Genomic DNA, 26,225 nt, shown 5'->3' on the forward strand with positions numbered 1-26,225 from the left:
CTGCGCGGACTGCTTCTTAGCTGCCGCGGCGGGGGCCTCTGAGGCCGGCTCCCTCGCCGCGGAGCCAGTCGTGCGCGTCGGCCGCTTTCCTGGGAAAGACCGACGAGGAGCATCCGACATGACCGCTCAGCAGCCCAGTTCCATGCCGATCCATCGCTATGAGGCCTATCAGCCGGTCCGGCTGACCGACCGCACCTGGCCCGACCAGGTCGTCACCAAGGCGCCCCGCTGGTGCGCGGTGGACCTGCGCGACGGCAACCAGGCCCTGATCGACCCGATGGACGCCCACCGCAAGCTCCAGATGTTCGAGCTGCTGGTACGCATGGGTTACAAGGAGATCGAGGTAGGGTTCCCGGCCGCCTCGCAGACCGACTTCGACTTCATCCGCCAGATCATCGAAGAGGGCCGCATCCCGGACGACGTCGTCATCCAGGTGCTGACCCAGGCCAGGCCGGAGCTGATCGAGCGGACCTTCGAGTCGATCGAGGGCGCCGAGCAGGCCATCGTCCACCTCTACAACTCCACCTCCACCCTGCAGCGCCGGGTCGTGTTCGGTCTGGACAAGGACGGCATCACGGCCATCGCGGTCGAGGGCGCCAAGCTGGTCAAGAAGCTCGCCGACGCGAGCGACGTGGACGTACGCTTCCAGTATTCCCCGGAGTCGTTCACCGGCACCGAGCTGGAATACGCCGTCGAGGTGTGCGACGCGGTCAACGAGGTGTGGCAGCCCACCCCCGACCGCAAGGTCATCGTCAACCTGCCCGCCACGGTCGAGATGGCCACGCCCAACGTCTACGCCGACCAGATCGAGTGGATGCACCGCAACCTCAAGCACCGCGACTCCATCATCCTGTCGCTGCACCCGCACAACGACCGCGGCAGCGCCGTGGCCGCCGCCGAGCTGGGCTACCTGGCCGGCGCCGACCGCATCGAGGGCTGCCTGTTCGGCAACGGCGAGCGTACCGGCAACGTATGCCTGGTCACCCTGGGGATGAACCTGTTCTCCCAGGGCGTCGACCCCGAGATCGACTTCAGTGACATCGACGAGGTCCGCCGCGTCACCGAATACTGCAACCAGCTGCCCGTGCACCCGCGACACCCGTGGGGCGGCGAGCTGGTCTACACCGCCTTCTCCGGCTCCCACCAGGACGCCATCAAGAAGGGCTTCGAGCATCTCGAGAAGGACGCCGCCGCCGCGGGCGTGCCGGTGGACGACTTCACCTGGGCGGTGCCCTACCTGCCGATCGACCCGAAGGACATCGGCCGCAGCTACGAGGCCGTCATCCGGGTCAACAGCCAGTCGGGCAAGGGCGGGGTCGCGTACATCATGAAGGCCGACCACCAGCTCGACCTGCCGCGGCGGCTGCAGATCGAGTTCTCCAAGGTGGTGCAGGCCCGTACCGACAGCGAGGGCGGCGAGATCAGCCCGGCCGCGATGTACGGCATCTTCCGCGACGAATACCTCCCCAACCCGGCGAACCGCTGGGGCCGCCTGAGCCTCATGGCCCACCGCCACGAGTCCACGGTGGACGACAAGGACCGCATCAGCGCCGACGTCCGCCTCGACGGCGAGATCCGCGAGATCGCCGGCACGGGCAACGGCCCGATCTCGGCCTTCATCGACGCCATGACGGGCGTGGGGGTCCGGGTGCGCGTCCTCGACTACGTGGAGCACGCGATGAGCGCCGGCACCGACGCCAAGGCCGCCTCCTACCTGGAGTGCGAAGTGGACGGCAAGGTGCTGTGGGGCGTCGGCGTGGACGCCAACGCCACCACCGCCTCCCTCAAGGCCATCATCTCCGCAATCAACCGCGCCTCCCACTGACCCTGCTTGGCATGACGCCCTGGCGCGTTCGGTCCCCTGTTGAGGAAGATCGCGCCAAGGCACAGCGCGAGGATTGGATCTGGCCACGTCATACCGTGAGATCTTTATACAATAAAATGTATGAGCGAGCTGTATGACGTCGAGTTGGAACCGGAGGTGGTCTCCTGGCTCGACGCGCTGGCCAAGGTCGACTACGCCAAAGTAAATGCCCTTGTCGGCAGGCTTGCCGCCGAGGCGGAGACGCTAGACGAACCGTACTCCAAGCACCTGCGAGGCAAGGTGCGTGAGCTGAGGTTGACGTTGTCACGCCGCCAGGCACGCATCACGTACTGGCTGGCCTCCGACCGTCGGGTTGTGTTGCTGACCGCCTTCTACAAGACAAGACGCAGGGAGACGATGCAGGTCGACCGAGCGGAGCGGGTACAAATAGCCTGTGAAAGTAGTCATGGTCCGGCGCGCCAGGCGTACCACAGAGAATTCAAGGAGGAGCTGTGAGCGGGCACAGTAAGTGGCAGACAACCCGGCATCGTCGGCTCGCTGGTGAGATGAATGACCCCGAGTACGCCAGGTTTTACGAAGAAGCTGAGGCTGAGCAGCGGCTTGGCCAGCTTGTCTACGACCGGCGCGTCGCTCTTGGTCTGTCACAGGCGGAGTTGGCCGAGCGTGCGGGGATGACACAACCGCAGGTGTCCCGTTTGGAGACGGGAGGTGGCAACATCACCGTGGCGTCACTCGGGCGGTTGGCCGCTGCGCTGGACGCGGATCTGACCATCGGGTTCATGCCCCACCAAGCTGCCTGACATGGACCGGCGAGGGCTGCACGGGCAATGGCCCGATCTCTGCGTTCATTGACGCCATCACGAGGTGGGCTTCCAGGTGCGTGTCCTCGACTACGTTGAGCACGCGGTGAGCGCCGGCACCGACGCCAAGGCCGCCTCCTACCTGGAGTGCGAAGTGGACGGCAAGGTGCTGTGGGGCGTCGGCGTGGACGCCAACGCCACCACCGCCTCCCTCAAGGCCATCATCTCCGCAGTCAACCGCGCCTCCCGCTGACCTCCTACACCCGAGCCCTCGGTCATGGGGACTCAGGGCTCTTACCTTCCGGGAGTGCAGTCGTACACCTCGCCGTAGCGTTTCTGCGCGATACGCATGAGCTCGATCAAATCCTTGATCCCATCCCTGCCCTTCGCAACCTGTGGCAGGTAGATATCGATCATTCGGTCTCTGCCGCCGCAGCCGAACTTGGCGCTCACTCGGTACGGCTGGTCGGCGAACGGGGCACTCCGCACGTATGCGGCCATGCCATCACCAAGGTCAGGAGGAAGGGCGACTCCGCCGTGCTGCCTGTAGAGCGGACGCCTGTCCTCATCCATGAGGAAGTCCATGTGCTCACGAGGCATCCCGGAGCCCTCCCGCGCCCACCACACCTGTAGAGGACGCGGGGTCGTGTTGGGAGCCCGGCAGTCGCCGTTGCTTTCAGTGCCGTTGATTCTTTCGACGAGAGGTCCAGTCACACCACTGACGAGGCGAAACGCATGCTCGGGGATGAGCTTGCAGACGTATGGTGAGGAATCTACGACCTGCTGCGGTGCTGGGGTCGGTGTGGAGACGATCTGCTTCTCTGGGGTACATGCTGCGTCGAGCAATACGAGGACAGCCAGAGCGACGAAAAAACGAGAACGCCTCATCTGCGACCACCGGAGGAGGGGATCTCCAGGTCGAGATAGTCGTCCACCTCACTGGTACTGCGGAAGGTGTTGCTGAAGCCATTGAGCAGTTCGCTACTGCCACCCCTTGCCCGAGCCCACTCGAGGAACTGGCTGTATTCCTGCGGAGTCATCTCGGTGAAAGGCTTGATCGTACGCGAATTGCCGACCGCGAATGGCTGCTTGCTCAGTTCCAGTTCGTTGAGCAGCCCCTTGTTCAGCATGGCTGTGGCGAGCATCTGCTCCGCCAGCCTCTCCACCGCCAGCCGGTTGTCCGCGAGCGTTCGGTGTGTCTCGTCCAGGCCCCGCCCGTGTTCGGACATCCGCTGGGCGACCTGTCTGGCGACCTCGTCATACGCGATTCCGGTGAGCTTGTCGTACCCCTTACCGACCAACTCGCCGAAAGCTCCGGTGGCCAGCTCGCCTACCCGTCTGGCTCCCGGCACCGGGAGCAGACCGATCGCGTCGCCCACCATGGTCTTCAATGAGTTATCCGCCTTCTTGTCGTCCACCCCTTGAGCGATCAACACCTGACGGCGGGTCTCCACGATGTGGGAGAAGGGACGTGCTTCCTCCACAGTCCGGTCCGTCAGGAACTGCGTGACATCGGTCCTATCGACCCGTCCATTCTCATTGAGGTCGAACCGTTTGACGTCGGCCTTTGTAAAACCGAGCCGCTCAGCGTTGGAAGTGTCGAGACCGACCGGGGGGACGGTGTCGAGCGCCGCCCGCATGTGTTCGGTCTGTGCTCTCACCAGCGCCTCGAACCCGGTGTCGTGGGAGGTGGCGAGAACCAGCGCGTGGGACATGTCCTCGGCTGCGACCTTGCCGAAGGTCGCATGGTTCAAGTAGAGACGGGAGAGCTGGTCGATGTTGGCTGAGATCGCGCGGGCCAGTGGGTAACTCATGGGTGCGTACCGACCGAATATGTCCCTGTTCCTGATCTCAAGGTTGCCGTCATCGGCTTTGCCGAAGGCACCGCGTACTTCGTCGGCGAGGACCTTGGTCATTTCGGCGGCCAGCTTCTGGGAGGTCGGGTCCTGGCCGGTCGTCGCGGTCACCAGCATGTCGCTGATCGGCTTGTAGTCGCCCAGTTGGCGGGAAGCGCCCCATCGGGTCGTCAGCAGGTAGTCCAGCACGGACTCCTCCCACCCGGCCGGAGTGTGGTTCAGCAGTGCCTGGGATGCTTCGCGGCTGGACTTCGCCGCGTGGAACAGGTCGTCCACGACCGATGACGTGGTCTTCATGCCTGGACTGCCCGCTTGAATGTCCGGTCTCAGCAGGGTACCGAGGCCGAGCGCGCCGGCCAGGTCGACGATGGGGATCTGAGCGCCCCCGAAGGTACGGCCCAGCAGGTCCTTGCTCGCCGCCCATTGGTCCTTGCGCTGCTCGTGCTCGTAGACGATCACGTCGCGCCCGACGACCTCCATGAACTCCTTCGAGTACGGCGGCTTCCCGTCGTGGGCACGCCAGATGAGCGCCTGCGCCTGGTAGCCCGAGTACGTCGTGCCGCTGGCCTTGTGCTCGGCCCGGCCCTCCTTCACCAGGTCGTTGAGGAACCCGGCGCCCATGTACGCCGGATTCTTCGGATCGGTCGCCTTGGCTAGAGCCGAGCTGAGCATGCGCAGGGCCTTCCCGCCCTGACCGGACAGCAGGCCCACGCGATTGGCGTCCCCGTGGGCTCTGGCGTCGCGTAGTTGTGCGGCGAGCGTGCCGGGCAGCCGAGTCACACCTTGGGCGCCCACCACGCCGAGGAACGCTTTGACGAAGGCCGCGTCCCCGGTCCGCGACGCGTACTTTTCCAACTCGGCCAGCGCCTTGGTGTCTCCGTTCGCGGCCTTCAACGCGGCACGACCCGCCAATGTGCCGTCCAGCAGCCCTGTGGCGGCCTCCAGGCTGTCAGGCATCTCCAGGAAGCTCCCAGCGGACGTGCTCATGCCGAAGGTGGCCTTCTGCCGCTGCAGCTCGTGGACCAGTTTTTGCCGTCGCCGCAAGTCCTCGGCCTGTGCGATGACCCGCCCGGCCAACTGCCGCAGCCGCGCCGCCGGAGAGGTATCGAGTCCGGCGCTCTGTAGCTCGCTGTGCAGAGCCTGCGCCAGTTCCTCCAGCCGCGTGGCGGCCTCGGTGTGCTTGTTCGCCATTGTGTCGAATTCAGGCTGCTTGACTCCCGTGAACTCGGTCATGGCGCGTCCTGCAGGGATGCCAGCCTCTGGTTCGCGCTGTGCATGGCCTGCTTGAGCATGTCCCACAGCTCTCGCTGGTCGGCGTGGACCTGGGCATCGAACCGGGCGCCCGCCGGCCCCACCCACGTGTCGTTCTCCATCAGACGGCAGGAGGGATCGAGCGCCCACCAGTGCTCGTCCGACAGCCGCTGAATCCGCTCCGCCGCGGCCCGCATCGCTTGGCGGTCGAGGTTGACCACGTGATCCCACTCCCCGCACGGCTCGCTGCACCAGAACAGATCAGGAGACGGCCCTCCCGCAGGTTCCCACGCTAATCAACAACACATCAACAGAACAAGCGTAAATGAAGTGAAAGGTATAGCGCGTTCGAATTTCGTTCGAGAATGAGGTGTTTTGCCTGGTAGGGGCGAGTCGAGTTGCCTGCAAAGAGGGAGGGGTGGACGAAGTCACCGTTACGGTCTGGTGGAAATGTGATCTTCCGTCGGTCTTGTCGAGTAAGAATTGACTTTGGCCCATGGATCTCTTTCCCCAACGAGAATGAAACCTGGCGGATGTTCGTTGAACATCAACTGAAACAGCCGGGGGTGAGACTTGGCCCAGAATGGTCGAGTATCGGGTGTTCGCAGGTGACAAGGTCTGCAGGTTCGTCCTCAGCCCACGGAACTGCGCGGCCAGCGGGCGCGCGCCACGTCACGCTCGCTGATGACTACAACTGAGTTTTAGTTTTGTGTACGCCTGTTCCGTGGAACTACAAGTGACTTGTAGTTGTTGCGGACTATGGTCTTGGCATGCCGATCGAGCGGCACCTATGGCCCCAGAACGCACGCCGCGACAAGCTGTGGGAGCTCGCTGCGGGGCAGCGGGGCTATTTCACCGCGGCCCAGGCCGTTCAGGCGGGCTACTCTCACCAAGCCCAGCACTTCCATGTGCGGCGGGGCAACTGGCTGCGCATCGAACGAGGGCTCTACCGGCTCCGTGAGTTCGCCATGCTGCCTGGGCAAGAGCATGACCATCTCGTCCGTTGGTGGCTCTGGAGCAGCCGGCGAGCCATAGTCTCCCATCTCAGCGCGCTGGTGGTGCACGATCTCGGGATCGCCGACCCGGCCGAGATCCACTTGACCGTCCCTCAGGATTCCGGCGGAAGAATGACCAGGTCGCCCTGCACCGTGCGGCGTTGCTCCCCAGCGAGGTCGAGGACCGTGAGGAATTCAAGGTGACCACGCCGCTGCGGTCGATTGCAGAGTCCGCCGCCGACGCAGTTGACCGGGATGTGATCGACTCGGCTGCCTCCGAACTTCTGGAGCGTGGTGAGGCCACTCGGAGTCAGATCATCCGCACGGCCCAGCGTCTTGGTAGCCGAGCCGAGCTGGCTGTCGAGCGGGCGCTGGGACCGGAGCGGCCGTGACCCGGGATACCGCGATGCAGTCGCGCTGTGCCAAGCGCTGGGTTACGTGGTTACGTGGAGTCTGCGGGGAAGGTGGGGGCAGTCTCCCCCGCAGGGTGGTCGGTAGGAGTTAGTCGAATTCGCCGTCCTTCACGCCGGTGATGAAGGCGCTCCATTCGCCGGAGGTGAAGATTAGCGCGGGGCCGGTGGGGTTCTTGCTGTCGCGGACGCCTCTGCGTCCTCTGGAGAGTTCGGCGACCTCAACGCAGTCGCCGCCGTCGGGACCAGATCGGGTGGACTTGTGCCATGTGGCAGCGTTGAGTTCCTGGATCAGTTCGTCCATCGCTGCAGCGTCTCCTTGATCAGCTCTAGGGATTCGCGTTGGGGGAGTGCGTCGGAGCGAATCGCCTCATATCTGTATGTTAGGACCTTTACGTCCTCAGGTCGCTCTGTTACCCGGCTCACGATTCCAGCGGATTCGACATTTGCCGTGTCGAAGACGCCGTGAGCTTGAGCGATTGAGAATCCGCCAGCAAGGCCGGTCGTGCAGTAGGTCTTGAGCGGGAGAACCTGGATCGTGATCCGGGGCGCTTGCCCTGCCTCCAAAAGGTGAGTCAGCTGCGCCGACATCACGGAGGGGTTGCCGATGGGCCGATGCAGAGCAGCTTCGTCGATGACCACCCACAACAGGGGCGGCTTGGGGCGTTGGAGGATGCTCTGGCGTTCCATTCGAGCGATCACTCGCTCTTCGATCTGCTCAGGGGCCGCACCGACCTCGCCGCTCAGTACGGCTCTCGCGTACTCCTCAGTCTGGAGCAGACCGGGCACGACGATCGGCGCCCAGGTGCGGATCGCCTCCGCCGTGGCCTCCACGTCGAGCCAGGGCCGGAACCACGGCGGGGCCGACGCGTGGCTGACCATCGGCCAGAGCCGCATCAGCGCTCCCTCCGCCTCCAGCGCCTCGTCGCAGTGGCGGGCGAACTCCTCCGTCGGTGACCGCCTGGCTGTCTCGATCATGCTGATCGTGCCGACGGAGTAAGACACCGCCTTTGACAGGCGGATCTGGGACCAGCCCCGGGCCTTGCGGTGGCGTCGCAGTTCGAAACCGAAGAGTGCGGTCGGTGAGTCGGCAGGGCATAGAGCACTTTCCTTTGGCATCTGACCTCCTGGGGGATCGCCGCGATTTCAACGAAGCTTTCACCGAAACGGTGGATGGCTTAGCGAAGTCAATCGACTACTTACTGTAGCTAGGCGCTGCCATGGTTGGAAGGCCGTTGAGGCCGACTTCTTCGAGTGGGGTGAAACCTTGCAAGCAGCGAGCGCGGAGCCGGAGGTCATCGGTTCGATTCATCTGCTGGGCATGCGCGAATCCGTTTCGCATGCACGCTCCGAAGTGCGGAGATGGCTCGGGGACGACCATCCTGCGGTGGACGACGTCGTACTGGCGGCGTCCGAGCTCATGACGAATGCGATCCGGCATTCCGACGCCAGGCCGTACGACCTCATCGGCGTCACCCTCAGCGTGACGGAGGAGATGGTCTACCTGGAGGTACGCGATCCCGGCTCCGCGTTCTCCGGGCCGCACATCCGTCAGGAACCCGCGGCGGAGGATGGCCGGGGGCTGCTGATCGTCCGTGAGATCTCCCAGGACTGGGGTGTCCGCGAGCACGGCCGTGGGCTGGGCCGTACCGTCTGGTGCGCCATCCGATCGGCTCTTCCGCTCCCGAACCGGTCACCGGATGAGTGGACTGGTACGGCTCTGGCTGACTGCTCGGCCGGTGCCGATCTCCCCGAGGTGAGTGGCTGAGCCGTGCAGAAACGTCCGGCCGGGATCTTCCCCATGGCTCCAGGCCGGGCCGGCCCCCGATGGACGCGCCTTCCCACCTTCATCGGGGGCCATTCGATGTCGGCGCTCTCGCGCCGCGGGCCGTACCGGCTCGGTGGATCAGGCGGTGGCGGAGAAGGGTCCGGCATCTTGCCGGCAGGCTTCCATAACGCCTCACGCGAACAGCGCCCTCGGCCGCTTCGAGGCCAACCGGTGAATGTCGCACTCAGAAGCGCAACTCCGCCCAGTCGATGGTGAGGGGCAGCGGATTGGTGATCGTGGGGGCGGGATCGGCTTCTGTCATCAACGTTCCCACGTTCTTGTAGAGCATCGAGGCGGGGTCGAGCCGGTAGCGCTCGATGGTGGATACGCCGGTCTGGTCGAGGCGGACGATCCAGTAGTGGGGTATGCCTGCTTTCGCGTATTCGCCAAGCTTGTCAGTCGTGTCCTGTGTCTCCGAGCCGGGCGATACGATCTCGACCACCAGCAGCGCGTGCTGAGTGCTGAGCGGGAAGTCTCTCGCCGCGATCCCGGTCCAAGCACCTGTACATCACGACATCTGGGCGGCGGTTGAGCAGAGGCACGTCTCGCAACCGAAGGTCGACGTCGTTGTTGACGGTGACACAGTCGTGCCCACGGTTCATGGCCTGCCTGGCGCAGCGCTCCAGGACGTTGGCCAACCGTCTGCTGGCGATCTGGTGGCTGGGTGCCGGAGATTCGCGGTAGACCACGTGGCCGTCCACGATCTCAATCGCCCTTGAGATCTCTTCTGGAAGCTTCTCGTACTCCTCCGCGGAGATGCCGCTGAGCTGAGGACGGATGCTGTGGAGCCAGTTGTCTTCCGTCGAGGCCGGCATGGGTGATCTCCTCCGTCGCAGGTGGCAAGGACAGCGTACGGAGAAATCCGATGTCCGGCGGTCGTGGTGGCCGAGACCCGGGATCCGCTTGGTGTTCGGGTCTCTGTTGGTGAACGTTGCGTTTCTACCGAATGAACCATATTCTGATTAGAGAACGCTTCGTTCTCTAAGGTGGTCGTCATGGGGCTCGTGTTGGCGGGTTTGATGCTGGCGATGTTGCTGGGGGCGCTCGACCAGACGATCATGGCGCCTGCACTGCCCGCTGTGGCGGGGAGTCTGGGCGGGCTCGATCAGATGCCCGCCGTCGTCAGTGCCTACCTTGTCGCCGCCACCGTCGTCATGCCCGTCTACGGCAAGCTCGGCGACAGGTACGGCCGCAAGCCCACCATGCAGGTCGCCATCGTCGTCTTCGTCACGGGCGCCGTCCTGTGCGCGGTGGCGACGTCGATGCCGCAGCTCATCGCCTTCCGGGCTGTGCAGGGCGTGGGTGGAGGCGGGTTGATGATCGGAGCGCAGGCGATCATCGGGGAGATCGTGAGCCCACGGGAACGGGGGCGCTACCTCGGGCTCATCGGGGCCGCCTATGTGGTGGCCGCCGTCGGCGGGCCGCTGATCGGCGGGTTCCTCATCGACCGGCTGAGCTGGCGGTGGATCTTCGCCATCTACCCACCGCTGGGCCTGCTGGCGCTGGTCGTGCTGACCGTCACCCTCCGCCTGCCCAAGCCCACGGCGCGGGCACCGCTCGACGCCCAGGGCGCCGCCACATGGAGGCCGCTTGACGCCCCCGGGGCCAGTGCACGAGGGCCGGTCGACCCCTCCGGGGCCGGTGCGCGGGCGCCGCTCGATGTCGCGGGGGCCGTCACGTTGGGGGTCGCCGTGGTGGGCGTGGTCATGGTGGGGCAGACAAGGGGCGTCGGGTGGCTGGTGGTGGCGGCGGCCGGGTTCGTGGCCTGGGGGGTCAGCGCGCGGTTCGCCAAGGATCCGATCCTGCCGCTGCGGCTGTTCCGTGACCGGGCCTTCGCCGTGCCGGTGGCGATCAGCCTGCTCATCGGGTTCGCGTTGTTCGGGACGATCACGTACATGCCGGCGTACCTGCAGATCGCGCTGCGGACCAGCGCCACGCAGGCGGGGCTGATGGTGACCGCGCTCATGGCGGGGGTGCTGACCACGACCGTCGTGTCAGGGCGGCTGATCACGCGGACCGGGACGTACAAGCCGTACCCCGTCGCGGGCACCGCGCTGGCCGCGGTCGGGCTCGGGCTGATCGGACTCGCGGGGGACGCGCCGGTCGCCCTCGCGGGGGCGATGCTGCTGACGGGGCTCGGGGTCGGGCTGGTCATGCAGGTCATGGTGCTGGCAGCGCAGAACGCCGTACGGTACGAGGACCTGGGCACCGCCACCTCCTCGGTCACCTTCCTCCGCCAGATCGGCGCGTCGGCCGGCGTCGCGCTGGTGGGGGCGCTGATCACCTCGAGAACCGGCCTCGCCACCACCGAGCCGTCCCACCTGCCGGACAGCGTGCGCGACGCCTTCGCGGTCGCCGTGCCGCCGGTGTTCGCCGCCATGTCGCCGTTGCTCGTCGTGGCGTTCGTCCTCGCGCTGGCGCTGCCGGCGCGCCCGCTCCGCACCACCGCCCACGTCGAGGAGAAGCTGTGAAACTCGTCGCACCCCTGAACGCCTTCGACTGCGGCGACTTGGCCATGGCCGGTGGCAAGGGGGCCAACCTGGGGGAGCTCGTCAGGAACGCGTTCCCCGTCCCGGATGGCTTCGTCGTCACCACGCACGCCTACGAGCTGGCCGCCCAGGAGTGGCCCGACGAGCTGGAGCAGGCGATCATCGACGCCTACGCCGCGCTCGGCGGCGGGCCGGTGGCGGTGCGTTCCAGCGCCACCGCCGAGGACCTGCCTGGCGCCGCCTTCGCCGGCCAGCAGGACACCTACCTGAACGTCATGGGCGAGCAGGCCCTGCTCGACGCCGTACGCCGCTGCTGGGCCTCCCTCTGGACCGACCGCGCCATCGCCTACCGCGCCCGGCTCGGCATCGACGACTCCGAGGTACGGATCGCCGTGGTCGTGCAGAGCATGGTCGAGGCGGACACGGCCGGCGTCATGTTCACCGCGAACCCGGTCACCGGGGACCGCACCGAGCTGGTGATCGACGCCAGCAGCGGACTGGGCGAGGCGGTCGTGTCCGGGCTCGTCACGCCCGACCACTATGTGATCGACAACTCGGGGAAGACCGCCTTCACGCCGGGCCGCCGCGAGGTCGTCATCCGGGGTACGGCCGGCGGCGGCGTCACCAGGGAGACCGGCGACGCCGAAGCAGGGGAGCCGCTGCCCGCCGCCGCGCTGGCGGAGCTGGCCAGGCTCGGCAGGCGGGTCGCCGAGCACTTCGGCCGCCCCCAGGACATCGAGTGGGCGTATGCGGGCGGCCGGATCCACCTGCTGCAGGCCCGCCCCATGACGGCGCTGCCGCCGCCGCCCGTCGGCCGGCTCAACCCCGTCCGCCGCCGCATAGCCACCGTCCTTCTGGAATACCTTCCGGAACGGCCCTATCCGATCGACATGACCACCTGGATCCCGTACGGGCCGGTCGGGTTGATGGCCAAGGTCACGGGCAGCTTCGGGGTGCGCGGGGCGTTCGAGGGGTTCCTTTGCGAGGAGGACGGTGTCGTCTACCGGCTCGTGCCGCCGTCGCCGCATCCGACGGTAGGGATGCTGGCCACTCCGTTCCGGCTGGTGGCCAAGGCCAGGCGCCACGATCCGGCCCGGTGGACGGAGGACCCGCGCTTCCGCGACTACCTCGCGGCGACCAGGGAGCTGGCCGCCCGCGACCCGGGTGCGCTGCCGTGGGCGCGGTTGATCCGCCTGCCCAGGCAGGCGCTCAACCTGGTGGAGCCGGTGGCCGACCTGCGGGTGGACTACCTGCCGGGCACCGGGCTCGCCCTGCTGCGGCTGCTGGTGGCGGTCAAGCTGCTCGGGCGCGGCAAGCTGTTCGGCGATCTGCTGTACGGGGCGCGTACCCGGACCATCGACGCCAACCGGGCACTGTCGGAGCTGGCCGAGCTGGCCAGGCGCACGGGCGCGCTCGACGCGGACCCGCGGCCGCCGGAGTTCGAGGAGCGGCTACGGGCATTCCTCGCCGAGTACGGCCACCGCGAGATCGCCAGTCCCATCCTCGTCACCACGCCCACCTGGGCGGACGCCCCGGAGGCCGTACTCGCCCTGATCGAGACCCTGGCCGCCGAGCCCCCCGCGCGGAAGGGCCCGCTCACGCGGGAGGAGCCGCCTGCGTGGAAGGGGCCGCTCGCGCGGGAGGAGCCGAACGTGCGGGAGGAGCCGCTCGCGCGGGAGGAGCCGGACGTGCCGGAGGAGCCGGACGTGCCGGAGGAACTGGACGAGCGGGATGATGCGCTCGAACGGCTGCTCGCCCACCCCCTCCTGCGCTCCGGGCGCCGGCGCGCCAGGATGAGGCGCTGGGTCGAGGCGGCCCGCGCGGGCATCGCGTTCCGCGAGGACAGCCACTTCTACTTCATGCTGCCGCAGCCCATCCTGCGCCGGTCGCTGCTGGAGATCGGCCGCCGGCTCGGTGAAGCAGGGGTGCTCGACCGGCCGGAGGACGTGTTCCACCTACGGCTGGACGAACTGGAGGCCATCAAGGACGTGACTGCCGGAACCGACGAGGACCTGGAGGCCATCGAGGACGTGATTGTGGGAACGGACGAGGAATTGGCGGCCGTCGAGGACGTGACCGCCGGAGCCGGCAGGGAGCGGTTGCGGGAGACGGTGCGGGCGCGGGCGGCCAAGCGGGAGGAGCTGGCCGGCGTACGGCTCCTCGACCCCGCCGTGGTCTTCCCTGCCAAGGCGACGGGAGACGCGCTGGTCGCCGGATCCCCCGCCAGCGGCGGCGTGGCGACGGGCCAGGTGAAGGTGATCAGGGGACCGGCCGAGTTCGGCAAGCTCGGCGGCGGTGACGTGCTCGTCTGCCCGTACACGAACCCCTCGTGGACGCCGTTGTTCCAGCAGGCCGCGGCGGTGGTCGTGGACACCGGCGGCGCCGGGTCGCACGCGGCGATCGTGGCCAGGGAGTATGGAATCCCGGCCGTCATGGGTACCGGCGAGGGCACCGCCGTACTGACGGACGGCCAGATCGTGACCGTGGACGGAAACGCCGGCACGGTCTCCGCGGCTACCTAAGATGCTTGTCATGGTCACCGACCACCGCAAGCTGCCACGACGCCGGGGCGAGGCGCTCAGCGCCGCCATCTACCGGGCGGTGCTCGACGAGCTGGCCGAGGTCGGCTACGCCGGGCTGACCATGGAGCGGGTGGCCGAGCGGGCCAAGGCCAGCAAGGCCTCGCTCTACCGGCGCTGGCCGACCCGCATCGAGCTGGTGATGGACGCGGTCTACCACGAATTGCCCACCCCCGAGTCGACGCCCGACACGGGCAACCTTCGCGACGACCTGGTGGCCATGCTGGGCCGGGTGGCCACGGCGCTGTCGGGTCCGGCCGGAGAGGCGATGCGCGGGCTGCTGGGCGAGGCGCTCAGAGGCGAGTCGCCGCTGAGCGCCCTGCGCGAGAACTCGCAGGGCGCGGCCAGGAAGATGGTGGCGGAGGTCGTCCGCCGCGCCGTCGATCGCGGCGAGGTCGACCCGGAGGCGGTCACCCCGCGCCGGCTCGACGCCGGTCACGCGCTGCTGCGCCACCACTTCCTCTTCCAGGGCACGCCCATCCCCGACGAACTGGTCGTCGAGATCGTGGACGAGGTGCTGGTGCCGCTGTTCACGCGTGGCTGAGCCGGCCCGTCATCGCGCGGCCCTGCTGTTCACGCGTGGTTGAGCCGGCCCGTCATCGCGCGGCCCTGCTGTTCACGCGTGGTTGAGCCGGCCTGTCATCGCGCGGCCCTGCTGTTCAGGCGTGGTTGAGCCGGCCTGTCATCGCGCGGCCCTGCTGTTCAGGCGTGGTTGAGCCGGCCTGTCATCGCGCGGCCCCGCCTGAGCGCGCTCATAGCGACCACCGCCGACATCCCGACGCTGAGCACGGCGCTCGCCGCCACCACGGCCACGAACGTCCACGACTCCCCAGGCAGGCCCAGCACCACCAAGGCCCCCACGGACAGCCATGCCAGACCGTTGAAGATGGCCGCCACCGCGAGCTGCACGCCGCTGCCGCGCACCTGGGCCCCGAGAGCTGGAGCGGCCGAGGCCGTCATGGGCAGGCCCAGCACCAGCGCCAGGATGACGGGCATCACGAATCCGCCGGTCATCGCGTCACCCAGCGGCCCGGCCGGAGAACCCATCAGGCCGAAGGCGAGGCCGGCGAACACCAGCGCGACCGGCACGGCCAGCACCAGGCCCGTACCGACCACCAGCTGCGCCGTGGCCCGGGTGACCAGGCCCTGCGTGGGGTCGTTCCTGGCGGCGTACGCGCTGATCAGCAGCGGCGCCACCGAGAGCACCCCCACGAGCCCGGCCACGACGAACAACCTGCTCGCCGTCTCCTGCAACAGCCCGGCGAACGTCACCGCGCCCGACGCCTGCGCCCAGGTCGCCCGCAGGCCGGCCGCGTCGAGGATCCCCGGACTCCAGAGGAACCACAGGGCCGCCCCCGCGAGTGCCAGCATGAGCGGCAGCGGGATCCTGACCGGCCCGCGCCCAGGCAGACGCCGATACCGGAGCCACGCGTCGGCCGCGCCCCGGACCAGGTCGAGCACCGTGCGCGGGCGCACGGGCCGCGATGCGATCAGGTCGGCGACCTCCGCGCCGTAGCGCTGCCGCCACGCCCTCGGATAGAGGCTGAGCACCGCCTCCGCGATCACCCGAATCATGCCGTCCCCCAAACGATTCTGACGCGTTCGGCGCCCGCCTGCTCGATGCGGCGCAGCGTGGCGAGCTGCTCCCGCAGCGCCTCGCGACCGCCCTCGGTGATCCGGTACGGCTTGCGCCGCTCGGCCGACTCGACCGCCTCGATCCAGCCCCGTTCCTCCAGTCGCATCAGCGCGCCGTAGAGCGTGCCGGGCTCCAGCGAGGTCCCCGAGAACGCCTCGATATCGTTGATCATTCGATAGCCGTGTTTCTGTCCCTCGGCCAGGCTGATGAGCACCAGCAGCGCCACGTCCGTGAAGCGGCCGAGCTCTCGTGTCCTTCGTGCCATGTATTCAGTAAAACTTAGTAAGTTTCGCTAAGCAAGCCCCATGGTGGCGGCCGCCAGTCGCATCGAGTGGTCGAAGGCCGCGCGCCGGTCCTCGATCGTGTTGTTGAACTGGCCGAACACCTCGAAGCCGACCCATCCGTACAACGCGGTCCACGCCGAGACGCCGGCCCAGATCACACTGTCGGGGACCTCCGGCATGAGCTCACGGAACCCCCCCGCCTCCGCCGCGAGCCCGGCCGGCGGCTCGATCGCGGGCGGGCGCACGGCGCCGGCCTTCCAGGCGTCGGCGAGGATCCGGCCCAGCACGGTGACGTCGCGCAGCCTCGCCGCGATCGTGTCCTGCGGGGCCTGGTAGCCGGGCACGGGGGAGCCGTAGATCAGGGCGTACTCGTGGGGGTGCGCCACCGCCCAGGCGCGCACCGCGTGGCAGGCCGTCAGCCACCGGCCCGGGTGGTCGTCCGGCGGGCAGTCGGCGTCGGCGCGCTCGACGGCCTCGCCGAGCGCGTTGTAGCCGTCGATGATCAGTGTCGTGAGCAGGTCATCGCGGCTCGGGAAATATCGGTAGATGGCGGAGGAGACCATGCCCATCTCCCGCGCCACGGCCCGGAGCGACAGGCCGCCCGCCCCCTCCGTGGCGAGCCTGCGGCGCGCGATGTCGGTGATCTCCCTGGTCAGCTCGGCTCTGACGCGTTCCCTTGCGGTACGGCTGGCTGTCATGAGCGCCAGATTACCAGAGCGGTGTAAATAAACGAGAGCACCGCTCTTGACGATCGGCGCTCTTTTGAGAGAGCGTTGCTCTCGTAAGCGAACGGCGGTCACCTACTGGAGGTCGGAAATGCTCACCATCGCGAAGGGTGCCAACATGGCGCTCATGTTCTTGCTCGAGCTCGGTGTGCTGGTCTCCGTGGCCTATTGGGGCTTCACGCTCAGCCCGAACTGGGCGGTCAAGCTGCTGGCCGGGCTGGGCGGGCCGGCGCTGTTCGTGGCGGCCTGGACCCTGTTCGGGGCGGGCGGCGGCGCGAACGCCACGTTCCCGCTGACCGGCCTGGCCCGCGCCGCGCTGGAGATCATCTGGTTCGGTGGCGGCGCCGTGGCGCTCTACGCCGCGGGCCAGGCCGTCCCCGCCGCCGTCTTCGCCGCCCTCTTCATCGTCAACGCGGTGCTCCGCATCTTCTGGAACGAGGTCTGAACATGGGTAAGCATGTAGTCGTGGGCTCCGGCCAGGTCGGCTCGCACGTGGCCGCCAAGCTGATCGCACAGGGACACGAGGTCGTCGTGGTGACCCGCTCGGGGAGCGGGCCGGCGGGAGCGGTCAAGGCCGCCGCGGACGTCGCCGACAAGGAACGGTTGATCGACCTCGCCAAGGGTGCCGACGTCCTCTACAACTGCGTGAACCCGCAGTATCACCGCTGGCTCACCGACTGGCCGCCGATGGCCGAGTCGTTCCTGGCCGCCGCCGAGTCGAGCGGCGCGGCGTACGTGATGCTCGGCAACCTCTACCCGTACGGGCCCGTCACCGGCCCGATGACCGAGGACCTGCCGCTCGCCTCCGCCGATCCCAAGTTCCGGGTACGTGCCAAGATGTGGCAGGACGCGCTGGCCGCGCACGAGGCGGGCCGGATCAGGGCGACAGAGGTGCGCGGCTCCGACTACTTCGGTCCCGGCTCCACCGACCAGTCCTACCTGGGTGACCGGTTCACCGTGCCGCTCAGGGCGGGGAAGACCGTCTCGGTCCCCTGGCCGGTCGACGTGACGCACAGCTGGACGTACCTGCCCGACGTGGCCGACGCGCTGATCGTGGCCGGCGCCGACGAGCGGGCCTGGGGCCGGCCGTGGCACGTGCCGACCGGCGCGCCGCTGACGTTCCGCCAGATGGGGGAGCGGATGGCCGCCGTGCTCGGCAGGCCGGCGCCCAGGATGCGGCAACTGCCGTGGTCCCTGGTGCGGGCGGCGGGCCTGTTCTCGCCCATGCTGAACGAGTTGGGGCACGTCCGATATCAGTTCACCGCTCCTTTCGTGCTGGACTCGTCGGCATTCGAGCGGACGTTCGGCGTCGCGCCGACCCCGATCGAGGCGGCGCTGAAGGTTACGCTCGACGCGTGAAGATAGCCATGATCGGCCTGGGCGACATCGCGGAGAAGGCGTACCTTCCGGTGCTGGCCGCCCAGCCCGCCCTCGACCTGCACCTCTGCACCCGCGACAGCGCCCGGCTCGACCGGCTCGGCGACGCCTACCGGATCGGGGAGCGGTCCACGGGCGTGGACGAGGTGATCAAGGCGGGGGTCGACGCGGCGTTCGTGCACGCGGCCACCGAGGCTCATCCGGAGATCGTGGAGCCGCTGCTCAGCGCCGGGATCCACGTCTACGTCGACAAGCCGATCGCCTACACCCTCGGCGCGGCCGAGCACCTCGTACGCCTGGCGCGGGCCGAGGACAGGTCGCTGATGGTCGGCTTCAACAGGCGCTACGCCCCCGGATATGTCGGACTTGCCGCCCTTCCCCGTCATCTCATCCTGATGGAGAAGAACCGCGACAATCTCCCCGACGACCCCCGGCAGGCGATATTTGATGATTTCGTCCATGTGGTGGACACCCTCAGGTTCCTCGCCCTCGAGCCGGCCACCGGCACCACGATCAGGACCCGCGTCAAGGACGGCCTGATCGAGCACATCGTCCTGGAGTTGTCGGGTGACGGCTGGACCGCCGTCGGCCTCATGAACAGGATGAGCGGCGCCGGCGAGGAGTCCTGCGAGGTCATGGGCGGCGGCGTCAAGCGCCGGGTGGTCAACCTCGGCGACGTCATCGACTACCGGGGCGGCGAGACGGTCACCAGGCGCCCCGACTGGGTGCCGGTGGCCAGGCAGCGCGGCATCGAGCAGATCTGCCTGGAGTTCCTCGCCGCGGTCCGCGAGGGCCGCCGCGTCGACGCCGGTGACGCCCTGCTCACCCACGCGCTCTGCGAGGAGATCGTCAGCCGGGCCGCCTGAGCCGCATCGACCGGTCGGCCCTGGCGAACATCCGCTCGAACGTCCTGCCGCCCAGCCTGGTGAGCACGGTGTAGCCCTTGGCGTCCTTGTACGGGCTGGAGGAGGACACGACGCCCGCCAGCGCGCCGCCGTACAGCGCGGGGCCGCCGCTGCCGCCCGCGGCGGCGTGGCAGTTGCGCGTCACCATCAGCCCGGGACCCTTGGAGATCCCTTCGACGGTGTCGCCCAGGCAGCGGTACATCCGGGTGCCCGGATAGCCCCTGCCGACGGGGTAACCGAGCAGTTCGAGGCCGCGCAGTGAGGTGCCGCGCGCGGTGGCCATCGGCGACAGCCCCCGCCCGGTCACCGCCTCCAGCGGGCGCTTGCGGCGTATGACCCCGACCAGGCCGACGTCGTACGGCAGCAGGTCCGCGGAGTACGGCTGGTTCCGCCACTGAGGCGGCACCCACGCGCGTACCGCGGGCCAGACCCCGAGCCGCGGCCGCCCCCGGTCGTAGGCCGGCAGGAACGCCAGGTTCCTGAGCGGCCGTCCCTCGCGGTAGAGGCAGTGCGCGGCCGTCAGCACCAGGCTGCGGCTGCGCGAGCCGATCACCGTGCCGCCGCAGAACACGTCCGTCCGCGTGACGGGATCCTGGCCGAGCAGCACCCCGGACAGCCGCCGCACCCCCGTGTAGGGGCGCGGCACAGGCGCGTAGCCCAGGCGGTCGCCGTCGGGTGTCAGCACGCGGGACTGAGGCACGTTTCGCTGCGGCACCTCGGAGACGGCGGCTGGATCGATCAGGACGAGGGACAGCACCAACCTGAGCACCCGCCTACTGTACGGGGCCGGTGATCAATGCCCTGACCTGCGACACGAGCAGGTTTACCAACGGGAGACCCGCGGCTAACCCGTGTACTCGGCTCCCAGCGCGCGCAGCCGGGCGTGCGCGGTCTCGTAGACCGCCGAGTCGCCCAGGTACACCTTGGGGATCTTGGCGACCATCGTGTAGTTGGTGTCGCACACGTTCCCGACCGGCGCCTGCCCGGCCTGGCTGACGAGCTGGTACGCGTCCAGCGTGTCCAGCCCGGTCAGCTCCGACGCCCACGTGACCAGGTCGTGCTGACTGATCCGGTACGCGTCCTCAAGCGGCCTGGCCGAGCCGGTCGACATCAGGTGCAGGTCGTCCTCCAGCCGCGGCCACGGCGTGGCCACACCCTTGATCAGCTCCACGGCGACCACGGTGTTCATGGCCGACTCCACCGCGGTCCCGCACACCTCGCCGTGCCCCTGCAGCCCGTGGCCGTCGCCGATCGAGAACAGCCCGCCCTCGACGTTGACGCCCAGGTAGACCGTGACGCCCGCGCGCAGTTCCGGGGTGTCCATGTTGCCGCCGTGCGCGTCCGGCGTGATCGTCATGCGGGCCTCGTTCGCGCCCGGCGCCACGCCGACGGTGCCGTGCATCGGGTCGAGCGGCAGCGCCACGCTGAAGTCGCTGTTGCGGGCGTGGTAGACGGCCACGCCCTTGTCCAGATCGATGTCGTAGCGCCAGACCCGCTCCTCGAGCGGCGGCTGGAGCATGGCCGTGGTGTGGGTGCCGGTCAGCGCCCCGAAGTGCGGGAACGTGGTGGACACCGCCCAGTCCCTGGCCGGCGTGATCTTGATGAAGTGCAGCGCCAGCGTGTCGCCTGGCTCGGCGCCCTCGACGTGGAAGGGGCCCGTCACGGGGTTCAGGTAGGGGAACTCGCACACCCGCGACGGCAGGTCGGCCACGGTCCTGACCCGGCCGGCGAAGCAGTCCTCGGTGTAGAGCTCCATGATCGTGCCTGGCCGTACCTTGCCGACGGGCGCGCGACCCCCGAAGGTGTAGCTCAGCTCCTCCGGCGCGGGATGGTAGGAGACGACGTTCACTTGACCTCCAACGTTCAATCGACCTCCAACGTTCACTTGACCTCCAACGTTCAATCGACCTCCAACGTTCACTTGACCTCCGTGGGTAGTGCGGGCTTGCGGCCCCGTGCGTAGGAGATGCCGAGGATGACCACGCCGACGGCCAGCCAGATGCCGCCGACCGCCTGGGCCGCGACCCCCTGGTTGATCACGACGGCCACCAGGACGGCGAAGCCGATCACGGGCGCGATCAGGTGCGCCCACCAGTTGCGGCTGCGTTGCTTGATCACGTAGTGCACGACCACGGCCACGTGCAGCACCAGGAACGCGGTCATCGCACCGAAGTTGACCAGCTGGGTCAGCTCGCCGGCGCCGTTGGTCCTGATGCTCATGAAGACGCCGACGATGAGCGAGATGGCGGCGACCACCAGCGTCGCGTTGACCGGCACCTGGTGCTTGGGGTCCACCTTGGCGAGGAACGAGGGGAGCTGGCGGTCGCGGCCCATCGCGAACAGCAGACGGGAGGTGGCCGCCTGGGCGACCAGCGAGTTGGCGAAGCCCCACGCGATCGCGGTGGCGACGGCGGTGAGCACCGACAGCCAGGCCCCGCCGGCGAACTCGGCGGTGTCGTAGAACGCGCTGCCGGCCGCGTCGCCGTTCGCGATCAGGCTGTCGCGGTTGGGGGTGAGCAGCGCCGCCACCCACGTCTGCACCACGAACAGCACCGCGGCCAGGCCGAGCGCGGCCACCATGGAGCGGCCGAGCCGCTGGGCGTCCTCCCGGTTCTCCTCCGCCAGCGTCGAGATGCCGTCGAAGCCGAGGAACGACAGCACGGCCACCGACGCGGCGGCCAGCACCACGCTCCAGGTGAACCCGGAGGACTCGAAGATCGGCGTGAACGCGCCGGTCTGCGCGTGGCCCTGGGCCAGCGCGACGCCGCCGGCCACGAGGAAGATCGCCAGCACGGCGAGCTCGGCCACCAGCATGATCCGGGTGATTTTGGCCGTCATCTGGATGCCGAGATAGTTGACGACGGTGTTGAGCACCACGAACGCGGCCAGCCACGCCCAGACGGGGATCTCGGGCACGAACGAGTTCATGGCCATGCTCGAGATCAGGTAGAGCAACGACGGGATGAGCACGTAGTCGAGCAGAATCGCCCAGCCGGCCAGGAATCCGACGGGCGCGCCGATGCCGCGGCCCGCGTAGGTGTAGACCGAGCCGGCCATCGGGAAGGCCCTGGCCATCTGCGCGTACGACAGCGCCGTGAACGCCATCGCCACGAGACCGACGACGTACGCGAGCGCCACCATCCCGTGGGAGACGGAGAAGACGTTGCCGAAGATCCCGAACGGCGCGATCGGCACCATGAAGATCAGGCCATAGATCATCAGATCGGCGAAACCCAGGGACCGCTTGAGTTCCTGGCGGTAGCCGAACTGCTCGATAGTGCTCATGCACGGCTCCTAGCTGCATGGGGGGCGTTTCGCACCTTAGAGCCAAAGTTTTCTAGTGAAAAGGTTTCTCTAGAAAGAAATCGAGGCCGACCGCCCGGCCGAGGTGAACCGGATGGCGCACCTGCCGATCGAGCAGCGTGAGAGTGCCGCGCCCGCTGGTGATCACGGTGCCGTCGGCGACCGCGTCCAGCGCGGGCACGCTCAGCGAACCGGCCCGGCCCGACAGGGCGGCCAGCATGGCGACGGCCTCGTAGCAGCCGTGGCCGTGGGCGTTGAGCATGGGGGCGTCCTGGCCGAACCTGGCCGCGTACCGCTCGGCGAAGTCGAGGCTGGCCTCGGTCGGCAGGTCGCGGAAGTAGCCCATCGACGCGTAGAGCTCGCCGGTGCCGTCGCCGCCGATGCCCAGCAGGCCGTGCTCCTCCAGCGCGCCGCACAGCCGGGCCGCGCCGAGCCCGCCGGCGGCGTACGCGCGGTTGAACGCCATCAGATCGCTGCCGATCAGCGTCAGCAGGATCGCGTCCGGCCGGGCTGCGGCCACCCGGTCGAGCCGGTGCACCGCCTCGCCGAAGCGGACGAGGCTCTCGCCCACCACGGTCGCGCCCAGGGCGTGCAGGCGGTGGCGGGCGGCGGCGTGCACGAGGCGCGGCCAGATGTAGTCGTTGCCCAGGAGATACCAGCGGCGGGCCCGGCGCGGGCCGGCCAGCCACTCGATGCCCGGCGTCAGCTGCCGGTCCGGGGTCTCGCCGAGGAAGTAGACGCCCGGCGCGTGGCCGCCGCCCTCGTAGGGCGGCCCGTAGACGAACGGCACCCGCCCGGCGATCGCCGCCACCACCGCGACCCGCACGTCGCTCGCGTGCGTGCCCGCGACCGCCTCGATCGTGCAAGAGCCGACCAGCTCGGCGACCTCGGCGGCCACCTCGCGCGCCGGGCGCCCGCCGTCGATCAGGACCAGCTCGACCGGCCGGCCAAGCACGCCACCCCTGGCGTTGAGCTCCTCGGCGGCCAGCACGGCGCAGTTGATCGCGCACGGCCCCACCAGGCCGAGCACCCCCGATACGGGCACGACCAGGCCGATTCTGATCGAGGTCGAGGGCAGGAGCCGGGCTTCCCAAGGATCGACGATCGCCGCCACGCGTACGAGTATCCTCCCTCTTAGCACCCCCACGAAAGGACCTGCACCATGACCACCTCTGGGCTCGGGTCCTCACTTGCCTATCTCCTCAGCCGTGCGGACCGCAGCGTCAACAGGGCGCTGGCGGCGGTGCTGGCCGGTGAGGAGGTCACGGTCGAGCAGTGGCGCATCATGCGGGCGCTGGCCGACGGGCACGGAGACTCGATGGGCGTGCTGGCCGAGGCCGTGCTGATGCCGGCGCCGACGCTGACCAAGGCCGTCGACCGGCTGATCGATCGGGCCCTGGTCTATCGCGGGCCGTCGATGGGCGATCGGCGGCGGGTGGCGGTGCTCGTCTCGGACCGGGGGGCCGAGTTGCTCGCCCGGGTGGACGGCGCGGTGGCCGAGCACCACCGGCTCATCGCGCTCGCGTTCGGCCAGGAACGGACCGAGCAGCTCATGCGCGACCTGGAAAGCCTGGTGGAGGCCCTCGACTACGCCGAACTCAGAGCCTGACCCCGCCAGGGCTCTGGAGCGCGCGGGAGACCACGCCGGCCTCGGGGCTCTGGAGCGCGCGGGAGACCACGCCGAACTCGGGGCTCTGGCGGGCGCGGGCGACTACGGCGAGCTCGGCGCCTGATCGCCGGGGTTCTGGAGCGCGCGGGCGAAGAACGCCGCGTGTGACGTCATGCGGTGGCGGGCCCGCTCGCGCTGCGCCGGGGTGGCGTCCGAGTGCAGCCACAGCACGCGGGCGTGCGCCATCGGGGCGAGCAGGGCGTAGGCGAGGTCGTCAGGACCGCCCAGGTCCGTACGGATCCGCCCCTCGGACAACCACCCGCCGAACACCTCTGACAAGTGGGCGAGGGCGTCCTCGATGCCGGCGTTCAGCGCCTCGTCGTGGATCAGCCCGTCGCGGGAGGCCAGGCTCACGACCTGCCAGGACCGCGGGGTGTCCCAGGCCGCCAGCACCCGCGCCGCGAAGGACTCGACGAAGGCGGCCGGGTCCTGCGGCGCCTCGTCGGCGGCCACCACGGCGGCCTGGGGCCCGGCCAGGGCCATGGCGGCGTCGTAGATCGCGCGTTTGCCGTCGAAGTGGGCATACAGGACGCTCTCGCTCAGGCCCACCTCCCTGGCGATGGCCCGGACGGAGGTGCCCGCGTAGCCCTTCTGGGCGAACAGGCGCAGCGCGGCGTCGAGGAGCGCGGCCTTCGTGTCGCCTGCCTCGGCCTTGGAAGGGCGGCCGGGACGGCGGCGGCCGGTGGTGGTGCTCACCAGGACATCCAATCACCTTGAAAATTAATCGATCGTTCGATTAGTTTAGAGAGAGACGAAGGGAAAGGAAGCGAAGATGTCCAGATCACGGATTCCTGAGCGCGAGATCGCCGAGCGGCCCGAGGGCTTCGGCGGGCCGAACCTGTCGCCGGTGGGGCTGGAGCTGGCGCCCCACGAGTTCGCCGAGGGCGTGTACGCGCTGATGGCGACCATCCCGCCCAAGGACAACAACGGGGTGGTGGCCGGGCGTGACGCGGCGCTGGTGATCGACGCCGGTATAACGCCAGAAGTGTCGGCGAAGATCCGGGCGGCGGTCGCCGACCTCACCGACCGGCCACTGCGCTACCTGGTCAACACGACCTACCACGGTGACCACACCTTCGGCAACGCCGCGTTCCCCGACGAGGTGGTGATCGTCTCGTCGCGGGTCAACAAGGAGAACATGAGCGACCTGGCGTACGAGAAGGAGACCAGGTCCGCCAACATGTACGGCGACGGCGCCCTCCTCGACGCGGTCACCACGTGGCGGCGGCCCGACCTCACGTTCGACTCCCATGCCGAGATCGACCTCGGCGGCCGGGTGGTCCAGCTCCACCACTTCGGCCCAGGCAACGGCCCCGGCGACACCGTCGTGTACGTCCCCGACACCCGCACCGCCTGGACCGGCAACTTCGTCTGCCACGCCGGCGTCGGCCACATGCTGCTCCAGGGCGGCCCCGAGCCGTACGCGGAGTCGTTGCGCAGGATGCGTGAGGCCCTGCCCGAGCTGGAGACCATCGTCCCCGGCCATGGCCCGATGGGCGACGGGCCCGCCGCGATCGACTGGTTCATCGGCTACCTGGAGCGGCTGCACGACGAGGTCCTGGGCAGTGTGCAGGCGGGCCGCCGCCTGGAGGAGACGTTCGCGGTGTGCACTAACCCGTGGGCCGAACGCCTGGATCCGGCGCTGTCGGCCGCCCTGGCCCGCTACCCGGTGCCGCGGGAACTGGCGCAGGAAGGCATGCTCGCCCTCTGCCGTGACCTGCACCGGCTCAACATCCTGTCCACCTACCGCCTCTACGGCAGCCAGTAGGTGTCGTGGCGGATGTAGAACTCCGCCTTCTCCTCCTCGCTCCTGCCCGCCAGGTCGAGCAGCCCCTCGAAGTAGCCCTCCCTGGGCGCGCCCGGGGCGAAGTGCAGCAGCATGGTGGCGGGCGCGCCGGACTCGTTGCGGAAGCCGTGCACCCCGCCCTCCGGCACGTGCACCCAGTCGCCCGGGCTGGTGTCGATCCAGCGCGAGCCGTCGTAGATGCGCACCGATCCTTCGAGGATGTAGAACGACTCGGAGATCGACTTGTGGAAGTGCGGGCTCGGCCCGGACGGCTCCGGGCCCATGACCCAGCGGTAGAGGCCGAACTGGCCGTTGGTGGTGGCGCCGGTGGCCAGGTAGTGGACCGTGTTGCCGGTCGGGTAGACCAGCTCGGGCTCATGGGCGAGCGGGCGGTACGTGGCGCTCAGCTCGCCGGTCTCACCTTTGTAGCGCGGCTCCGGATATGTCATGACACCATCCTCCCAGGTCACCCGGGCGTCGAGGCGCCCGCGGTCGCGGGGTGGGGAG

30 protein-coding genes and 1 pseudogene are annotated in these 26,225 nt (G+C 68.7%); 15 read left to right on the top strand and 16 right to left on the bottom strand.

From position 1 onward, the window contains the following. Positions 1 to 118 precede the first annotated feature (118 nt). The 4 genes and pseudogenes from leuA to ITP53_RS22380 form a co-directional block, all read left to right on the top strand. Positions 119 to 1,825 (top strand): 2-isopropylmalate synthase, encoded by a 1,707-nt coding sequence (gene leuA / locus ITP53_RS22365; protein ID WP_195897376.1) that lies wholly within the window; start codon positions 119 to 121, stop codon positions 1,823 to 1,825. Positions 1,826 to 1,945: 120 nt separating this feature from the next. After that, the gene (locus tag ITP53_RS22370) at positions 1,946 to 2,320 is read left to right on the top strand and encodes a type II toxin-antitoxin system RelE/ParE family toxin (RefSeq protein WP_195897377.1); all 375 of its coding nucleotides are present in this window, start codon (positions 1,946 to 1,948) and stop codon (positions 2,318 to 2,320) included. Then, positions 2,317 to 2,625 (top strand): helix-turn-helix domain-containing protein, encoded by a 309-nt coding sequence (locus ITP53_RS22375; protein WP_328815381.1) that lies wholly within the window; start codon positions 2,317 to 2,319, stop codon positions 2,623 to 2,625. Before ITP53_RS22370 ends, ITP53_RS22375 begins: the two co-directional genes overlap by 4 nt. A 20-nt stretch (positions 2,626 to 2,645) precedes the next feature. Beyond that, positions 2,646 to 2,878: pseudogene (locus tag ITP53_RS22380) on the top strand (alpha-isopropylmalate synthase regulatory domain-containing protein); the annotation flags it as partial. A gap of 41 nt (positions 2,879 to 2,919) precedes the next feature. On the opposite strand, the gene ITP53_RS22385 reads toward ITP53_RS22380, so the two are convergent. The 3 genes from ITP53_RS22385 to ITP53_RS22395 form a co-directional block, all read right to left on the bottom strand. Next, positions 2,920 to 3,210 carry a hypothetical protein gene (locus ITP53_RS22385; protein WP_195897378.1) on the bottom strand — a complete coding sequence of 97 codons (291 nt, stop codon included), beginning with the start codon at positions 3,208 to 3,210 and terminating at the stop codon, positions 2,920 to 2,922. 299 nt (positions 3,211 to 3,509) lie between these two features. Further along, complete coding sequence (locus ITP53_RS22390) at positions 3,510 to 5,714, bottom strand: hypothetical protein (RefSeq protein WP_195897379.1); 2,205 nt, start codon at positions 5,712 to 5,714, stop codon at positions 3,510 to 3,512. Beyond that, on the bottom strand, positions 5,711 to 5,953 hold the full coding sequence (locus ITP53_RS22395; RefSeq protein ID WP_195897380.1) for a hypothetical protein: 243 nt from the start codon (positions 5,951 to 5,953) through the stop codon (positions 5,711 to 5,713). Before ITP53_RS22395 ends, ITP53_RS22390 begins: the two co-directional genes overlap by 4 nt. Before the next feature lie 549 nt (positions 5,954 to 6,502). On the opposite strand from ITP53_RS22395, the gene ITP53_RS61185 reads away from it, so the two are divergent. Both ITP53_RS61185 and ITP53_RS56155 read left to right on the top strand, forming a co-directional pair. Next, a complete protein-coding gene (locus tag ITP53_RS61185; RefSeq protein WP_407941282.1) occupies positions 6,503 to 6,931 on the top strand; it encodes a type IV toxin-antitoxin system AbiEi family antitoxin domain-containing protein in 429 nt (142 codons plus the stop codon). Continuing rightward, on the top strand, positions 6,889 to 7,119 hold the full coding sequence (locus ITP53_RS56155; protein ID WP_207756276.1) for a hypothetical protein: 231 nt from the start codon (positions 6,889 to 6,891) through the stop codon (positions 7,117 to 7,119). Before ITP53_RS61185 ends, ITP53_RS56155 begins: the two co-directional genes overlap by 43 nt. Before the next feature lie 109 nt (positions 7,120 to 7,228). Here the strand turns inward: ITP53_RS56155 and ITP53_RS22405 are convergent, their stop codons facing one another. Further along, on the bottom strand, positions 7,229 to 7,441 hold the full coding sequence (locus ITP53_RS22405) for a DUF397 domain-containing protein (RefSeq protein WP_195897381.1): 213 nt from the start codon (positions 7,439 to 7,441) through the stop codon (positions 7,229 to 7,231). Further along, a complete protein-coding gene (locus tag ITP53_RS22410; protein ID WP_195897382.1) occupies positions 7,429 to 8,256 on the bottom strand; it encodes a helix-turn-helix domain-containing protein in 828 nt (275 codons plus the stop codon). Before ITP53_RS22410 ends, ITP53_RS22405 begins: the two co-directional genes overlap by 13 nt. A 202-nt stretch (positions 8,257 to 8,458) precedes the next feature. Here ITP53_RS22410 and ITP53_RS22415 point away from each other — a divergent pair, with 202 nt between their 5' ends. After that, on the top strand, positions 8,459 to 8,905 hold the full coding sequence (locus ITP53_RS22415; protein WP_236051082.1) for an ATP-binding protein: 447 nt from the start codon (positions 8,459 to 8,461) through the stop codon (positions 8,903 to 8,905). Positions 8,906 to 9,149: 244 nt separating this feature from the next. Here the strand turns inward: ITP53_RS22415 and ITP53_RS59370 are convergent, their stop codons facing one another. Continuing rightward, on the bottom strand, positions 9,150 to 9,407 hold the full coding sequence (locus ITP53_RS59370; RefSeq protein ID WP_207756277.1) for a Uma2 family endonuclease: 258 nt from the start codon (positions 9,405 to 9,407) through the stop codon (positions 9,150 to 9,152). Further along, positions 9,361 to 9,780 (bottom strand): Uma2 family endonuclease, encoded by a 420-nt coding sequence (locus ITP53_RS61190; protein WP_207756278.1) that lies wholly within the window; start codon positions 9,778 to 9,780, stop codon positions 9,361 to 9,363. Before ITP53_RS61190 ends, ITP53_RS59370 begins: the two co-directional genes overlap by 47 nt. Positions 9,781 to 9,960: 180 nt before the next feature. Here ITP53_RS61190 and ITP53_RS22425 point away from each other — a divergent pair, with 180 nt between their 5' ends. Genes ITP53_RS22425 through ITP53_RS22435 form a run of 3 tightly spaced genes read left to right on the top strand, consistent with a single transcriptional unit; the run spans position 9,961 to position 14,577 of the window. After that, positions 9,961 to 11,436, top strand: coding sequence for an MFS transporter (locus tag ITP53_RS22425; protein WP_195897384.1), 1,476 nt, complete (start codon positions 9,961 to 9,963; stop codon positions 11,434 to 11,436). Continuing rightward, complete coding sequence (locus ITP53_RS22430) at positions 11,433 to 13,976, top strand: PEP/pyruvate-binding domain-containing protein (RefSeq protein ID WP_407941283.1); 2,544 nt, start codon at positions 11,433 to 11,435, stop codon at positions 13,974 to 13,976. Before ITP53_RS22425 ends, ITP53_RS22430 begins: the two co-directional genes overlap by 4 nt. Position 13,977: 1 nt before the next feature. Beyond that, the gene (locus tag ITP53_RS22435; RefSeq protein ID WP_207756279.1) at positions 13,978 to 14,577 is read left to right on the top strand and encodes a TetR/AcrR family transcriptional regulator; all 600 of its coding nucleotides are present in this window, start codon (positions 13,978 to 13,980) and stop codon (positions 14,575 to 14,577) included. A gap of 158 nt (positions 14,578 to 14,735) precedes the next feature. Here the strand turns inward: ITP53_RS22435 and ITP53_RS22440 are convergent, their stop codons facing one another. Genes ITP53_RS22440 through ITP53_RS22450 form a run of 3 tightly spaced genes read right to left on the bottom strand, consistent with a single transcriptional unit; the run spans position 14,736 to position 16,651 of the window. Beyond that, entirely contained in the window at positions 14,736 to 15,608 is an 873-nt protein-coding gene (locus ITP53_RS22440) for a hypothetical protein (protein WP_195897386.1), read from the bottom strand. Next, a complete protein-coding gene (locus tag ITP53_RS22445) occupies positions 15,605 to 15,934 on the bottom strand; it encodes a PadR family transcriptional regulator (RefSeq protein WP_195897387.1) in 330 nt (109 codons plus the stop codon). The genes ITP53_RS22440 and ITP53_RS22445 overlap by 4 nt, the downstream gene beginning before the upstream one ends. Positions 15,935 to 15,961: 27 nt before the next feature. Further along, positions 15,962 to 16,651: a TetR/AcrR family transcriptional regulator gene (locus ITP53_RS22450; protein ID WP_195897388.1), complete on the bottom strand. Its 690-nt coding sequence runs from the start codon at positions 16,649 to 16,651 to the stop codon at positions 15,962 to 15,964. A gap of 154 nt (positions 16,652 to 16,805) precedes the next feature. Between ITP53_RS22450 and ITP53_RS22455 the strand changes: the two genes are divergently transcribed. Genes ITP53_RS22455 through ITP53_RS22465 form a run of 3 tightly spaced genes read left to right on the top strand, consistent with a single transcriptional unit; the run spans position 16,806 to position 18,921 of the window. After that, on the top strand, positions 16,806 to 17,123 hold the full coding sequence (locus ITP53_RS22455) for a YrdB family protein (RefSeq protein ID WP_236051083.1): 318 nt from the start codon (positions 16,806 to 16,808) through the stop codon (positions 17,121 to 17,123). A gap of 2 nt (positions 17,124 to 17,125) precedes the next feature. Beyond that, complete coding sequence (locus ITP53_RS22460) at positions 17,126 to 18,037, top strand: NAD-dependent epimerase/dehydratase family protein (protein ID WP_195897390.1); 912 nt, start codon at positions 17,126 to 17,128, stop codon at positions 18,035 to 18,037. Next, positions 18,034 to 18,921 (top strand): Gfo/Idh/MocA family protein, encoded by an 888-nt coding sequence (locus tag ITP53_RS22465; protein ID WP_195897391.1) that lies wholly within the window; start codon positions 18,034 to 18,036, stop codon positions 18,919 to 18,921. Before ITP53_RS22460 ends, ITP53_RS22465 begins: the two co-directional genes overlap by 4 nt. On the opposite strand, the gene ITP53_RS22470 is transcribed toward ITP53_RS22465, so the two are convergent. The 4 genes from ITP53_RS22470 to ITP53_RS22485 all read right to left on the bottom strand — a co-directional run bounded on the left by ITP53_RS22470 (position 18,905) and on the right by ITP53_RS22485 (position 23,377). Further along, positions 18,905 to 19,729 (bottom strand): trypsin-like serine peptidase, encoded by an 825-nt coding sequence (locus ITP53_RS22470; protein WP_195897392.1) that lies wholly within the window; start codon positions 19,727 to 19,729, stop codon positions 18,905 to 18,907. The two genes, ITP53_RS22465 and ITP53_RS22470, sit on opposite strands and share 17 nt — an antisense overlap. Before the next feature lie 75 nt (positions 19,730 to 19,804). After that, positions 19,805 to 20,809: an acetamidase/formamidase family protein gene (locus tag ITP53_RS22475; RefSeq protein ID WP_195897393.1), complete on the bottom strand. Its 1,005-nt coding sequence runs from the start codon at positions 20,807 to 20,809 to the stop codon at positions 19,805 to 19,807. A 68-nt stretch (positions 20,810 to 20,877) separates the two neighbouring features. After that, positions 20,878 to 22,245, bottom strand: coding sequence for an APC family permease (locus ITP53_RS22480; protein ID WP_195897394.1), 1,368 nt, complete (start codon positions 22,243 to 22,245; stop codon positions 20,878 to 20,880). A 52-nt stretch (positions 22,246 to 22,297) separates the two neighbouring features. Further along, positions 22,298 to 23,377, bottom strand: a complete 1,080-nt coding sequence (locus tag ITP53_RS22485; RefSeq protein WP_328815390.1) for a substrate-binding domain-containing protein — start codon at positions 23,375 to 23,377, stop codon at positions 22,298 to 22,300. A 48-nt stretch (positions 23,378 to 23,425) separates the two neighbouring features. Here ITP53_RS22485 and ITP53_RS22490 point away from each other — a divergent pair, with 48 nt between their 5' ends. Beyond that, a complete protein-coding gene (locus tag ITP53_RS22490; protein ID WP_195897395.1) occupies positions 23,426 to 23,872 on the top strand; it encodes a MarR family winged helix-turn-helix transcriptional regulator in 447 nt (148 codons plus the stop codon). Between the two features lie 102 nt (positions 23,873 to 23,974). Here ITP53_RS22490 and ITP53_RS22495 read toward each other — a convergent pair whose 3' ends face one another. Further along, positions 23,975 to 24,628, bottom strand: a complete 654-nt coding sequence (locus ITP53_RS22495; RefSeq protein WP_195897396.1) for a TetR/AcrR family transcriptional regulator — start codon at positions 24,626 to 24,628, stop codon at positions 23,975 to 23,977. A 76-nt stretch (positions 24,629 to 24,704) separates the two neighbouring features. Between ITP53_RS22495 and ITP53_RS22500 the strand changes: the two genes are divergently transcribed. After that, positions 24,705 to 25,700 (top strand): MBL fold metallo-hydrolase, encoded by a 996-nt coding sequence (locus tag ITP53_RS22500; protein WP_195897397.1) that lies wholly within the window; start codon positions 24,705 to 24,707, stop codon positions 25,698 to 25,700. Here the strand turns inward: ITP53_RS22500 and ITP53_RS22505 are convergent. Beyond that, positions 25,685 to 26,225 (bottom strand): cupin domain-containing protein (locus ITP53_RS22505; protein ID WP_328815393.1); only part of this gene is annotated, 541 nt, incomplete at its 5' end. The genes ITP53_RS22500 and ITP53_RS22505 overlap by 16 nt on opposite strands.

This window comes from Nonomuraea cypriaca (assembly GCF_015645445.1).
Taxonomy (GTDB): Bacteria; Actinomycetota; Actinomycetes; order Streptosporangiales; family Streptosporangiaceae; genus Nonomuraea; species Nonomuraea cypriaca.